Origin of the sequence: Xanthomonas sp. WHRI 7065 (assembly GCF_040203115.2) — a bacterium.
Classification (GTDB): domain Bacteria; phylum Pseudomonadota; class Gammaproteobacteria; order Xanthomonadales; family Xanthomonadaceae; genus Xanthomonas; species Xanthomonas arboricola.
This window is the reverse complement of the sequence record NZ_CP168194.1, coordinates 38847-52156: the sequence shown is the minus strand read 5'-3', so window position 1 is coordinate 52156 and position 13310 is coordinate 38847. Positions and strand designations below refer to the sequence as shown.

The following is a 13310-nucleotide window of genomic DNA, read 5'->3' as shown; positions in this document are numbered from 1 at the left end:
GGCGTCCATGCCGCCACACGGTCCCGCAATCGGCGAAGGCACCGCACCAGAGATTTTGCTGGTTGCTTTGAGAAGAGCTACGCACACCGACCATCTCGACGGGTCCTTGCCCGCCCACCGTCGCGGGACCTTACGCGGCATGGATGCCGCGTAAGAGCTTACAAGGACGTAACTGCAGCGTGTCCCGCGATGGTGGGCGGGCAAGGGCCCTGCAGCCAAGCCCCAGATCATCCGCTCTACATCCGGTCTATCCGCGCAACCCAAAGACACAAGACAACCAATATTTGGACTCGTCGCGTCGCTTGGATGCGATAAAAAAGCCGAGCTCCTCGAGGGCATGACGCGCTGTGCCGCCGGTCCACCTTTATCCGCCACATGCAGTGCTGCACGCTGCTGTGATCGACGACGCGCAGTCGCCACGCTTAGACTCCGCGTTTACACGCGTCCAGGCCGCTGGTGATCGATCTCAATGACATTGCGTTGTACGTGCAGGTCGTGCGCAGCGGCAGCTTTGCCGAAGCCGCACGCCGGCTGGGCACTGCGCCCAACAGCGTGAGCCGGCGCGTGCAGCAGCTCGAAGCGCAACTGGACACGCGCCTGATGCAGCGCTCCACTCGCAAACTCACCCTCACCGACGCCGGCCAGGCCTTTTACGAACGTTGCGCCGATGCGGTGGACGGGCTGACCTCGGCCGGGCAGAGCCTTGTGGCCGGTGGCGACGAAGCCGCCGGTCTGGTGCGCGTGGCGGCGCCGGCGGATTTCCTGGATTTTTTCCGGGTCGAATGGGTGGGCAAATTTCTCGCCGCGCATCCGCGGGTACGGCTGGAATTCGTACTCAGCGATGCCAAGGCCGATCTGATCGCCGAGCGTATCGATGTGGCCTTCCGGGGCGGTGTAGTGACGGACCTGGGCTATGTCGGCCGCCAGATCCTGGCCGACACCAACGATGTCCTGGTGGCCAGCCCCGGCTACCTACAGGCGCGCGGCAGGCCGTTGCGGCTGGACGAATTGCCGCACCACGACTGCATCAGTTTTCCGCATCCCAGCGGATATGCTACCTGGACACTGGTCGGCCCGTCCGGGCTTGCCGAAGACGTCCAGGTGCAGGCGCGCATGGCCGCCACCACCGCGCGCGCGCTGCGGCTAGCGGCGGTGGCCGGGCTCGGCATCGCGTTGTTGCCGCAGGCACTCACGTGGCCGGATATCAACGAAGGTCGCCTGACCGTGGTGCTGCCGGATTTTCAACGCAAGGGCCAGAGCCTGTACGCGCTCTACCCGAGCCGACACCATCTGCCGCGTGCGGTCTCGGCGTTCATCCAGGCCGTGACGACACGATTGAATGCGCCTGAATGCAACGAGGTGATTGGCTTGGCAAATAGCGCCGCGCTGCGCGGCGTGCGGTGATTGCGTGATGCCAAGGGAGGCGGTTGCAACGCCCCCAGCGATGCAGCATCAGTGCCGACATCCTTTGAAGCGCTGTTGGCGCCCGCCACGCGGGCAACGCACTGCATCGAGCGGCACGCTGTCCGCTCGATGCAGTGTCACCACGGTTGAAAGATCAGCACCGGGCATTGGGTGGCTTGATCGCCGCCGCAGGCGATGCCAGCGGACAAGCGTCACGCGCTACCCCGCTCAGGCAGCAAGCCCATCGATCTGCTGCTGGGCGCTGGCGATACCCGCCTGGCGTGCGTCTGCGCCGGTGGCCAGACCTTCGGCAACGATCACTTCCGGGTTGTGCACACCGATGAACCCCAGCGCCGTGCGCATATAGCTCTCTGCATGCTCCAGCGATGCCATCGGCGAGCCGGCGCCATAGAAGCCGCCACGCGCCACCAGCAGAATCACGCGCTTGTTGCCGGCCAGCCCTTCGGGCACGCCCTGCGCGTTGTAGCGGAAGGTCTTGCCGGCCACCAGCACCCGATCGATCCAGGCCTTGAGCTGGGTCGGGATGGTGAAGTTGTACAGCGCCACGCCGATCACCACAGTGTCCGCATCCAGAAACTCCTGCAGCACCGTCGCACTGGTGGCCAGCTCGGCGGCCAGTGCCGGGCTCTGGTCGCCGGTGGGGTTCTGCTGCGCCGCCAGATGCGCGCCGGACAGGTGCGCCAGCGGCTCGGCAGCCAGATCGCGGTAAGTCACGGCGATATCGCTGTTGCCGGACTGCAGTTTTGCAACGGTGGCCGCCGAGAGCTGACGGCTGACCGAATAAGCGCCGAGGATGCTGGAATCGAGATGGAGCAGTTTCATGTCAGTGCCTTTGTAAAAAAGTATGGGGTGTGAGAGTTCGGCGACGCGTGGCGCAAGCGCACCCGCAGCGACGTGGTGGAACTGGTGGTTGAAGATGAGGTGCCGGTAAGGCGTGCTGGTTGGAAGGCGTACTGCGCCCGGAAGTCTCTGTCGCGCGCTGGTGTGCCGGGCAATCCGCGTGCTGTGTGCCGGCCACGCGGCAGCCCTGCCTCGGCTGCCGGTGGCGCCCGACTCAGGCCAGGCGGCCCCGCGCACGCAGCTGTTCGCCGATGCGGCGGATTTCCGCCTCGCCCTGCGCCAGGGCGGCCTTGCTGGTATGCACCGAGTAGTGGCCCATCACCAGTTCGTGTGGATGCTTGACCGCCGAGCCCAGCACGAAGGAGGTAGCACCCACCGCCAGCATCTCGATGGCCTGCTCGGCGTCCTGGAACACCGCCATTTGCCCGCTGCCGATGGTGTCGGCCGCTTCCAGCTGCCCGCCGTGCACCGCGATCCAGGCCACCTCATGGCCGGCCGGCGGCACATAGCGCCAGGTCTCGCCATCGCGCAGCTGCACGCTCAGGTAGGTCATGTCGGCCGGTGCCGGGATTTTGCTTTCCAGTGCGCCGTAGCGACCCAGCAGCACGCGCACCGGGCCGTCTACCGGCACATCGTTGGGCGACAGATACAGGCTCTGTGCCGGGGCGTTTTCCAAGGCGGCGGGCAAGGCGACCCACAGCTGGAAGCCCTTGGCCGAGGACTGGCCGACCGGCACGCCGTCGTGCCAGACGCCATTGCCGGCGCGCATCCATTCCACCCCGCCGGTGGGCAAGGTGCCCTGCTGGCCGGTGCTGTCTTCGTAACCGACTTCGCCGTCCATCAGGTAGGTCAGCGTGGCGATGCCCGAATGCGGGTGCATCCCCATCGGCGCACCGCCGATCGACGGCTTGACGGTGAACAGGTCCAGGAACACGAACGGCTTGAGCAGCTGGCCCAGGTCGCCCGGGCTCATCAGCCGGGTGATCGGGCCGCGAGTGGTGCCACGGGTACGGAACACCACCGGGCGTGGCGCGGCCTGCACGCTGCTCTCGCGCTGCGGCCGAGCGGTGTAGGCGGTGGCCAGTTGTGCGTTCATGACAGATCCCTTTGCGGTGGCGGTGGGGCGCGCTGCCCCGTTGAGCAAAGAGTAGAGACGCGATCATTGATGGACTAGCCGGAAGATTTGTAGTGGAGTCGTCCAGATCTGGAAGTAATCTCACTTCCGGCATAGCCACGCATCAATACAGACAGGACCCGACGCACGCATGATCGGTAACGTCAAAAAGAGTTGACGGACCTGGGCTTTAATGTAACCGTGTCGTCAACACATCGACTAGATCGCCATGCCAACCAGTACCCGCTTCGCCGTTGCCGCCCATACCCTGACTGCCCTGGCCGTCAGTGGCGGCAAGCCAATGCGCTCGGAAGACCTGGCCTATAGCGCCAACACCGGCGCAGTGGTGATCCGCGGCCTGCTGTCGCGGCTGACTGCCGCCGGGCTCACCAGCTCCCAGCTCGGTGCCGGCGGCGGCGCCCTGCTGGCGCGCCCGGCCGAGGACATCAGTCTGTTGGAGGTCTACCGCGCGGTGGAAAACACCGAACTGTTCGCCCTGCACCGCACGCCGCCGTGCGAGGCCTGCGCAGTGGGCGGCAACATTCTGCAGGCATTGCAGCCAGCGCTGGAACGCGCGCGGCAGGCGATGGAACAGGAACTGGCCGGCGTCAGCGTGGCGCAACTGGCTGCAGACGTCGCGCGGCTGGGCAAGTTCAGCATCCCGTTGCAGTGGTAACCCCACCCTGCATTTCAGTTTAAATGTCGCCATGTCGGCGACATACATCAGGAGTAACACTATGAGTATTGGCATCATCGGCGCAGGCGCTATCGGCAGTGGTTTCGCCCGTCTTCTGGCCAGCCGGAACATCCCCGCGCTGATCTCCAACAGCCGCGGCCCGGAATCGCTGCAGGCCTTGGCGGCCGAGCTTGGCCCATCGATCACGCCAGTCACTGCGGCCGAGGCGGCCCAGGCCGATATCGTGCTGGTGGCGGTGCGCTGGCATGGCCTGCCGGCTGCGCTGGCCGGGCTGCCCGACTGGAACGGCCGCATCGTCATCGACAGCAACAACGCCTTGATGGACGTCGCCCCCGACTCGCCGGAAGCCACCGACCCCGATAACCCGATCGGCGCCTATGGGCTGAAGGCGATCGACACCGGCGGCCGCCCCTCCAGCCAGGTGTTCGCCGAGCTGGTGCCAGGTGCGCGCGTGGTCAAGGCCTTCAACCATCTGGACTCGCAGCTGCTCGGCAAGCTGGAGGTGACTGAAGGCAAGCGGGTGTTCTTCATCGCCGGCGACGACGCCGATGCCAAGGCGCAGGTCGCCCAGTTGCTCGCGCAACTGGAATTGGCCAGCGTCGACCTGGGCCCGCTCGCCACCGGCGGCCCGTTGTTCGAGTTGCCGTTTGGCCCGTTGTCGGTGGCGAGTTTCGTCAAGCTCTGAGGGGCTGGGATTGGGGATTGGGGATTGGGGATTGGGGATTGGCGGACGGCATCCACGCTTCCTGTGCGTCTGTGCGCAAGGGCAGTGGTCACCCAATGCCGGCGGGGCGTCGCTAAAGCGAAGCCCCGTTGCGGTCATCGGACCTGCTGCCACGTCATGTGAAGGACGCAAGCCCGCCCGCGGGCCGCTTTCTGTCCGCGGCCTTCATGCCACGCCAACAACGCTTTCTTCACGCTTGCGCCATTCTTCCGCTGGAGACCACCGATGATCCGCACCCTCGCCCCGCTCGCTGCCGTGTTGTTGCTCTCGGCCTGTGCATCCAACCAGGTCGCGCAGGTGCAGCCCATCGACGGGGCCATCTCCGGCCAGTGCCATATCGACAAGGTGCGCGGCGCGGTCGGCCTGGCCGCGGCGGCGCAGACCATCGAACGTGCGCGCGTGGACAGCGACAGCCTGCAGGTCAGCGTGCGCCGCGGCGAGCGCGCCACCGGCGGCACCACTGCCAGCGGCCTGGCCGACCCGGCCCAGGGCGCCAGCGAAAGCGGCGGCGATCACCTCACCGTCGAGACCGGCCCGAACAACAATATCACCGCGATCTACTGCGGCTGAGCGGAGCCGCTGGCACCGGCGCACCCGCGTCGCCGTCCCTGGAACGGCGACGTGCGCAGCAGGCACGTGCCACGTTGCCTGCTGCTGCCGGGACCATGACCAGAGATCGCGCTGGCGAACGGACCAGCGCGCTGCTCGGCTCAATCTGCACGGGCTTGCAGAAACTGCCGTCGGCCTTGGCCCCGATGCCAACGGCACCATGCCGCGCCGTCGGCACGGTGCTTATCACCGTCGAGCGGATCAGAGCACGTCCGCCGGTAGATGCTGGACACAGGCATCCGCGTTGGACAGCACCAACGCCGCGCGCCATTGCAGTTCGCCAGGATCGGCGCTCAACGTGACATCGCACGGCCAGTCGTAACGGCTGATGTCGCTCGTCCCGCTTTCCATTGCCAATCCTCCACGCTGGATAACGGCGCCAACCGTAGTGCGATTGCATGCATCGCTTGGACAGAGCCTACAGATCACGTGGATGCGCTAGGGCTTCAACACACCAAACGTGATCTGCCGATTGTCCAGAGTGCGCGTTACACGTTGCGGCGCACTAGTGCCGCTGCAGTTGGTGCGCAGCTTCTAGCCGATTGACGCGTTGCTGCATCCATAGTGCGGTTTGCCTGTCGCTCGCCTGTACAACGCAGGCGTTGAGCACGTGCCGCGCATCGCATTCGGTCATCGCCTGCATCAGCAATCACTCAGAAAATTGCTCGTTGATGACACTGCATTGCAGCGCCAACGTGGCATTGCCAAGGTGCCAATACTGATAAGAACCTGAACTCTCGTGGCCGAATCGCAGCGAGGACCGACTACGGACAGCGTCTTGCTTTAGCCTTGTTTTCCGCACAATCGCGCGTCTGCGTCGATGTGCGCAGATGTTGCTTGAACGAACTCTTTCAATGTTGTGAGGATAGATGGCTCGTTCGTATATGACGTCGTTTTTTCGCGAATGGCTCACCGCACCCTGCTCCGTTGCCGCGATACTCCCCTCCGGACGCGCACTTGCTTCCATCATCACTTCCGAGTTGTCGGAACGTACTGGCCGTGTCCTCGAACTCGGGCCGGGCACCGGTGTGTTCACCCAGGCGATGATCGACAAGGGCGTGCAGGAAAACAACCTCACCCTGCTCGAGTACAACGCCACCTTTTCTGCGCTGCTCAAGCAGCGCTTTCCGCGTGCAAGACTGCTGCAGATGGATGTTGCCGAGCTTGAATCGGTCCCGCGCATCGATGGTGCGTGCGTCGATGCCGTGGTCTGCGGCCTTGGCTTGTTGAACATGCCGGCGCATCAGGTGGCTGCGATCTTGCGTGGCGCCTTCATGCAGTTGAAGCCTGGTGGCCGGCTGTATCTGTTTACCTACGGAATCAGGTGCTCGGTTCCGGCACAGATCCTCGACGCGCTCAACCTGGAAGCGGTCAGGATCGGGCGCACGTATCGAAACGTTCCGCCTGCGACGACCTATCGCGTCCAACGTCGCGCATGCGCAGCATAGCCTCAGGCAGATTTTGCACGGCGCAGGCTCGGCCCGGCCACCTTGCGCGGCTTGCTGCTGGTCTTGCGTGGCTTGCTGCGCGAGTCGGTCAGAAAGCGTAGCGTCGCTGCCTCCCATTGACGCTCGCCGCGCACGCCGGTGGCCATGGCCTGCAACTGACCGGCGCGCCAGCCTTCGAAGACGCACGGGTCGATGTAGGCCTTGCGACACACCGAGGGTGTATTGCCCAGCGCGTCTGCCACTTCGCGGATGACATCGTTCTGCACCTGGGTCAGCGCGCGTTCGCTCATGCGCTCGGGCAGCGGCAAACGTGCCAGACGTTGCAATGCCGCCAGCGTGCCGCCCCAGGTGCGGAAATCCTTGGCGGTGAAATCCTCGCCCATCGCCTCGCGCAGGTAGTCGTTGACCTCGCCCGAATCCACCGGCTGCAGCTGGCCGTCGTCATCGCGGTACTGGAACAGCGATTGCCCCGGCAATTGCTGGCATTCGCGGATCAGTTTGACCAGTTGCTTGTCGTCCACCTCGATATCGTGATCCTGGCCGCTCTTGCCGCGGAATTTGAGCCGCGCACGTCCGCCGCGCAGGAATTCCATGTGCCGGTTGCGCAACGTGGTCAGCCCGTAGGAACGATTGCTGCGCGCATATTCGGCGTTGCCTACGCGCACCAGCGTGTCGGCCAGCAACGCCACCACGATCGCCAGCACCTTCTCACGTGGAAATCCCGGCAAGACCAGATCGCGGCGTAGCCGGCGGCGCAACTTGGGCAGCGCCTGACCGAAGGCGATCACCCGCTCGAACTTGCCCTCGCCGCGCACCTGCGCCCAATCGGCGTGGTAGCGGTACTGCTTGCGCCTGCGCGCATCGCGGCCGGTGGCCTGCAGATGGCCGTTGGGCTTGGCACAGATCCACACCTCGGTATATGCCGGCGGAATCGCCAGCGCGCGGATGCGCTGCAAGGTGTCGGCATCGGCCACGCGCTGTCCATCCGCGCTGCGGTAACTGAAGCTCTTGCCGGCCTTGCGGCGGCTGATGCCGGGCTGTTGATCGTTGACGTAGGTGAGCCCGGCCGCGCGCGCGGTGGCCTTGGCCTGTGCAACCGCGGCCACGCTCGCCACCGCAGCAGTGGCAGCTACCGCGCCGGCGGCAACGGTGGCCAGCTTGCCGGCGGCGCTGGCGGTGGCGGCGGCATTGCGAAGAACACGTTTGGCTTTCATTGCGCACGGATCGAAGGACAGGCGCCGATTGTTGAGCCGGGCAGGACTAGGCCGCGTCAACGCTGCGACAACGCCATGTGGGCAAGCGATGCCCGCGAGCAGGTTTTCTGCTTATGCTTGGGCTTCCCCTACTGTGCTGGAGTCATCGATGCGCGCTGTCCTGCCTACCGCCCGTCTGGCCTGTACCCTGGTCGTGCTGGCGGCATTGACTGCCTGCGGTTCGCCGCAACCGGACGAGCAGGAAGCCGTCTCCGCCAAGGCGCAGCAAGCCGCCGAACAAGCCGCCGCACCGGCACCGGCCGCCGCGCCCGAAGCGCCGCCGATCGGCAGCTGCGATGCCACCCAGGTGCAATCGCTGGTGGGCCAGGCGCTGACCGATGCGGTGAGCGACCAGGCCCGCACCGATGCCGGCGCCAAGTCGGTGCGCGTGCTCAAACCCGGCCAGATGACCACGATGGAGTTCAACGGCGAACGGCTCAATCTGGAAGTGGATGCCAAGAACGTGATCGCTTCGGTGCGTTGCGGCTAAGTACCGGTTGGCGCCTGTTGGCGAACAGGCGCCAAGCCAGCTGGCACAAGGCCTTGCGGCCGCCCTCGTTGCAGCTGTAACGGTGTATTGCGGCACCGCATCAACTGTGGTCTAGTCGATCATCCGGTGACCTCTTCGAAACGCTCCACGGATCGAGCGCTGCAACGTCGTCGCCGCTCTCCCAGATCGCAAAGAGGCAGACATGGCCCCCCGCACTCGCCAAGGGCTCAACGACTACGGTCTCTACAACAGCGCGCGCGATGAGCGCGACGCCTGTGGTTTTGGCATGGTCGCCCAGTTGGACGACCAACCTTCCCGCTCACTGGTGGACACCGCAATTGCGGCGCTCTCGCGCATGACCCACCGCGGCGGCGTGGCGGCCGACGGGCTTACCGGCGATGGCTGCGGCCTGCTGATCCGCAAACCCGATGCGTTCCTGCGCGGGCTGGCGCGCGATGCCGATATCGCCCTGGGCACGCGCTACGCGGCCGGTGTGGTGTTCCTGCCGCTGGACGAAGCCGATGCCGCACGCTGTCGCACCGAACTGGAAACCCAGTTGCACCGCGCCGGCGTGCAGTTCCGCGGCTGGCGTGTGGTGCCTACCGACGACAGTGTCTGCGGCCAGCTGGCACGCGACACCTTGCCGCGCATCGAACAGGTATTCGTCGATGCCGGCGCCGAGCAGAGCGAAGACGGCTTCACCCTGGCGCTGTTCCTGGCGCGCCGCCGCGCCGAGCAGGCGCTGCGCGAGGTGGAAAACTTCTACGTCACCACGCTCTCGCCCAACGGCATCAGCTACAAGGGCATGGTGCTGCCGGACAAGCTGAGCACGTTCTACCCGGACCTGCAGCGCAGCGACCTGTCCTCCAGCGCGATCGTCTTCCACCAGCGCTTTTCCACCAACACGCTGCCGCGCTGGCCGCTGGCGCATCCGTTCCGCCTGCTCGCCCACAACGGCGAGATCAACACCATCGAAGGCAACCGCCGCTGGGCGCAGGCGCGCAGCAAGGTGTGGCAGACCCCGCGTTTCGACATCGCCGAGTTCGACCCGGTGATCTCCATGCACGGCTCGGACTCGCAGAGCCTGGACAACATGCTCGAGCTGCTAATCGCCGGTGGCATGGACCTGCTGCAGGCGCTGCGCATCCTGGTGCCGCCGGCGACCCAGTCGCTTGAGTTCAAGGACGCCGACCTGGCCGCGTTCTACGAGTTCTACGGCCTCAACACCGAGCCATGGGATGGCCCGGCCGGCATCGTCGCCTGCGACGGCCGCTATGCTGCCTGCATGCTCGACCGCAACGGCCTGCGCCCGGCGCGCTGGATGCTGACCTCCGACCGCCATTTCCTGGTGGCCTCCGAGGCCGGCGTGTGGGAACTGCCGGCCGAGCGCATCACCCGCAAGGGCAAGCTCGGCCCGGGCGAGATGATGGCGATCGATCTCAAGCGCGGCGATTTGCTGGACTCGGACGCCATCGACCGCATCAACCGTGCGCGCGCGCCGTACAAGCAATGGCTGCAGCAGGGCGTGACCTATCTGCAGACCGAACTGATCGACCCCTCGCTGGTGGAAGAACCCTTCAGCGAGCAGACCCTGCGCAGCTACCACAAGCTGTTCCAGCTCAGCACCGAGGAAGTGGAGCAGATCCTGCGCCCGCTGGCCGAGACCGAGCAGGAAGCCACCGGCTCGATGGGCGACGACACCCCGATGGCGGTGCTCAGCCGCCAGACCCGGCCGCTGTACGACTACTTCCGCCAGGCCTTCGCGCAGGTCACCAACCCGCCGATCGACCCGCTGCGCGAAGGCATCGCGATGTCGCTCACCACCCAGCTCGGCAAGGAGACCAACATCTTCCACGCCGGTGCGGAGACGGTGAACCACGTCATCCTCAACTCGCCGGTGCTCAGCCAGCGCAAGCTGCGCCAGCTGCTGAAGATGGAGCAGTACGTCGAGCGCAACCGCCTGATCGACCTGTCCTACAGCGTGGAGGAAGGCCTCAAGGCCGGCCTGGAACGCATCTGCCAGGAAGTGGAGGCGGCCGCGCGCGCTGGCGCCGTCATGCTGCTGCTGTCGGACCGTTACCCGGTCCCGGACCGGCCGATGGCGCATGCGCTGCTGGCCACCGGCGCGGTGCATCACCGCCTGTGCAAGGTGGGCCTGCGCTGCGACGTCAACCTGATCATCGAAACCGGCACCGCGCGCGATGCGCACCACATGGCCTGCCTGCTCGGCTTCGGCGCCACCGCGGTGTATCCGTACCTGGCCTACCAGACGCTGTTCGACCTGGGCCGGCGCGGCATCCTGCAGCTGAGCAAGGGCGGCGAGCAGTCGCAGATCGGCCGCCGCTACCGCAAGGGCATCTACAAGGGCCTGTCCAAGATCATCTCCAAGATGGGCATCTGCACCATCGCCAGCTACCGCGGCGCGCAGTTGTTCGAGATCGTCGGGCTGGACCCGGACGTGGTGGAGCTGTGCTTTGCCGAGACGCCCGCGCGCATCGGCGGCGTGGGCCTGTCACGGCTGGATACCGAGGCGCGCGAGCTCACCGCATGCGCCTGGAACGACCAGCTCAAGCCGGAAGTGGGTGGCCTGCTCAAGTACGTGCACGGCGGCGAGTACCACATGTACAACCCCGACGTGGTCATGACGCTGCAGCGCGCCACCCGCACCGGCGATGCCGGCGACTGGCAGAAGTACGTCGATGCGGTGCATTCGCGCCCGGCCTCCACGCTGCGCGATCTGGTCCAGCTCAAGCGTGCCGACACCCCGACCCCGTTGGACGAGGTGGCCCCGGCCGAAGATGTGTTGCGTCGCTTCGATACCGCCGCGATCAGCCTGGGCGCGTTGTCGCCCGAAGCGCATGAGGCGCTGGCCATCGCCATGAACCGCCTGGGCGGGCGTAGCAACTCCGGCGAAGGCGGCGAAGACCCGGCCCGCTATGGCACCGAGAAACGCTCCAAGATCAAGCAGGTGGCCTCCGGCCGCTTCGGCGTGACTCCGGAATACCTGGTCAACGCCGAAGTGCTGCAGATCAAGGTCGCCCAGGGCGCCAAGCCCGGCGAAGGCGGCCAGCTGCCCGGCCACAAGGTCAACGAGCTGATCGCGCGGCTGCGCTATGCCAAGCCCGGCATCGGCCTGATCAGCCCGCCGCCGCACCACGACATCTATTCGATCGAGGATCTGGCCCAGCTGATCTACGACCTCAAGCAGGTCAACCCGACCGCGCTGGTGTCTGTGAAGCTGGTGGCGCATGCCGGCGTCGGCACCATTGCAGCCGGCGTGGTCAAGGCCGGCGCCGACCTGATCACCGTGTCCGGCCACGACGGCGGCACCGGCGCCAGCCCGGTCAGCTCGATCCGCTATGCCGGCGTGCCGTGGGAACTGGGCGTGGCCGAGTCGCACCAGGCGCTGGTGGCCAACGACCTGCGCGAGCGCACCATCCTGCAGACCGACGGCGGCCTGAAGACCGGCCTGGACGTGGTCAAGGCCGCGTTGCTGGGCGCCGACAGCTTCGGCTTCGGCACCGCGCCGATGATCGTGCTGGGCTGCAAGTACCTGCGCATCTGCCACCTCAACAACTGTGCCACCGGCGTGGCCACCCAGGACGAGCGCCTGCGCGCGAACTACTTCACCGGCCTGCCGGAGCGCGTGGAGCATTTCTTCCGCCTGCTGGCCGAGGAAGTGCGTCAGTGGCTGTCCTACCTGGGCGTGCGTTCGCTAGACGACATCGTCGGCCGCACCGACCTGCTCGAACAGCTGGAGGTTTCCCCGCGTGCCGGGGTCAAGGTCGACCTGTCGCGCCTGCTGACGCATGCCCGCTACGACGGCAGCCACTGCGCCGCCCAGCGCCTGTACGAATCGCCCGACAGCCTGGCCACGCAGATGGACGGCCTGCTCGCCGATGCGATCGCCAACAAGCGCGGCGGCGACCATCGCTTCCTGATCCACAACACCGACCGCTCGATCGGCGCGCGCCTGTCCGGCGCCATCGCGCGCGTGCACGGCAACCACGGCATGAGCGATGCGCCGTTGAACCTGCGCTTCCGCGGCACCGCCGGGCAGAGCTTCGGCGCGTTCAACGCCGGTGGCCTGCAGCTGGAGCTGGAAGGCGAGGCCAACGACTACGTCGGCAAGGGCATGGCCGGCGGCCGGCTGGTGGTGCGCCCGCCGCGCGGGGCGCGCTTCGAGGCGCGCAGCACGCCGATCGTGGGCAACACCTGCCTGTACGGTGCCACCGGTGGCGAGCTGTTCGCGGCCGGGCGGGCGGGCGAGCGCTTTGCGGTGCGCAACTCCGGCGCGCTGGCAGTGGTGGAAGGCGCAGGCGACCACTGCTGCGAGTACATGACCGACGGCGTGGTGCTGGTGCTGGGCAAGGTCGGCCTGAACTTCGGCGCCGGTTTCACCGGCGGGCTGGCCTACGTGCTGGATATCGAGCGCGACTTCGTGGACCGCTACAACCACGAACTGATCGACATCCACCGCGTCTCCGCCGAGGGCTTCGAGAACCATCGCCAGCATCTGCACACCCTGATCAGCCGCCACCGCGAGCTGACCGGCAGCATCTGGGCGCAGCAGATCCTGGACGAGTTCCGCGACTACATCGGCAAGTTCTGGCTGGTCAAACCCAAGGCCGCCAGCATCGAGTCGCTGACAGAGTCACTCAGGCGTGCCGCCTGAGTAACGGGATTGGTGAATCGGGAATCGGGAATGGT

General features: G+C 66.3%; 11 protein-coding genes. 7 read left to right on the top strand and 4 right to left on the bottom strand.

The window, feature by feature from the left end:
• Positions 1-456: 456 nt before the first annotated feature.
• Complete coding sequence (locus ABQY64_RS00215; RefSeq protein WP_065047657.1) at positions 457-1404, top strand: LysR family transcriptional regulator; 948 nt, start codon at positions 457-459, stop codon at positions 1402-1404.
• A 228-nt stretch (positions 1405-1632) separates the two neighbouring features.
• Here ABQY64_RS00215 and ABQY64_RS00210 read toward each other — a convergent pair whose 3' ends face one another.
• Positions 1633-2247 (bottom strand): FMN-dependent NADH-azoreductase, encoded by a 615-nt coding sequence (locus ABQY64_RS00210; RefSeq protein WP_039529449.1) that lies wholly within the window; start codon positions 2245-2247, stop codon positions 1633-1635.
• 232 nt (positions 2248-2479) lie between these two features.
• The gene (locus ABQY64_RS00205; RefSeq protein WP_349779596.1) at positions 2480-3361 is read right to left on the bottom strand and encodes a pirin family protein; all 882 of its coding nucleotides are present in this window, start codon (positions 3359-3361) and stop codon (positions 2480-2482) included.
• Between the two features lie 247 nt (positions 3362-3608).
• Between ABQY64_RS00205 and ABQY64_RS00200 the strand changes: the two genes are divergently transcribed.
• The 3 genes from ABQY64_RS00200 to ABQY64_RS00190 all read left to right on the top strand — a co-directional run bounded on the left by ABQY64_RS00200 (position 3609) and on the right by ABQY64_RS00190 (position 5370).
• Entirely contained in the window at positions 3609-4055 is a 447-nt protein-coding gene (locus ABQY64_RS00200; RefSeq protein ID WP_065047661.1) for an Rrf2 family transcriptional regulator, read from the top strand.
• Between the two features lie 61 nt (positions 4056-4116).
• Positions 4117-4761 carry an NAD(P)-binding domain-containing protein gene (locus tag ABQY64_RS00195; RefSeq protein ID WP_349779595.1) on the top strand — a complete coding sequence of 215 codons (645 nt, stop codon included), beginning with the start codon at positions 4117-4119 and terminating at the stop codon, positions 4759-4761.
• Between the two features lie 264 nt (positions 4762-5025).
• The gene (locus ABQY64_RS00190; RefSeq protein WP_016901594.1) at positions 5026-5370 is read left to right on the top strand and encodes a hypothetical protein; all 345 of its coding nucleotides are present in this window, start codon (positions 5026-5028) and stop codon (positions 5368-5370) included.
• Between the two features lie 240 nt (positions 5371-5610).
• Here the strand turns inward: ABQY64_RS00190 and ABQY64_RS00185 are convergent, their stop codons facing one another.
• Positions 5611-5760 carry a hypothetical protein gene (locus ABQY64_RS00185; protein ID WP_349779594.1) on the bottom strand — a complete coding sequence of 50 codons (150 nt, stop codon included), beginning with the start codon at positions 5758-5760 and terminating at the stop codon, positions 5611-5613.
• 533 nt (positions 5761-6293) lie between these two features.
• On the opposite strand from ABQY64_RS00185, the gene ABQY64_RS00180 reads away from it, so the two are divergent.
• Positions 6294-6857: a class I SAM-dependent methyltransferase gene (locus tag ABQY64_RS00180; protein ID WP_241239527.1), complete on the top strand. Its 564-nt coding sequence runs from the start codon at positions 6294-6296 to the stop codon at positions 6855-6857.
• A 2-nt stretch (positions 6858-6859) separates the two neighbouring features.
• On the opposite strand, the gene ABQY64_RS00175 is transcribed toward ABQY64_RS00180, so the two are convergent.
• Complete coding sequence (locus tag ABQY64_RS00175) at positions 6860-8161, bottom strand: DNA topoisomerase IB (protein WP_349779667.1); 1302 nt, start codon at positions 8159-8161, stop codon at positions 6860-6862.
• Between the two features lie 58 nt (positions 8162-8219).
• On the opposite strand from ABQY64_RS00175, the gene ABQY64_RS00170 reads away from it, so the two are divergent.
• Together ABQY64_RS00170 and gltB are read left to right on the top strand one after the other, a co-directional pair.
• The gene (locus tag ABQY64_RS00170; RefSeq protein ID WP_016901590.1) at positions 8220-8600 is read left to right on the top strand and encodes an I78 family peptidase inhibitor; all 381 of its coding nucleotides are present in this window, start codon (positions 8220-8222) and stop codon (positions 8598-8600) included.
• Between the two features lie 202 nt (positions 8601-8802).
• Positions 8803-13275, top strand: a complete 4473-nt coding sequence (gene gltB / locus ABQY64_RS00165; protein WP_349779593.1) for a glutamate synthase large subunit — start codon at positions 8803-8805, stop codon at positions 13273-13275.
• Positions 13276-13310: the final 35 nt, after the last annotated feature.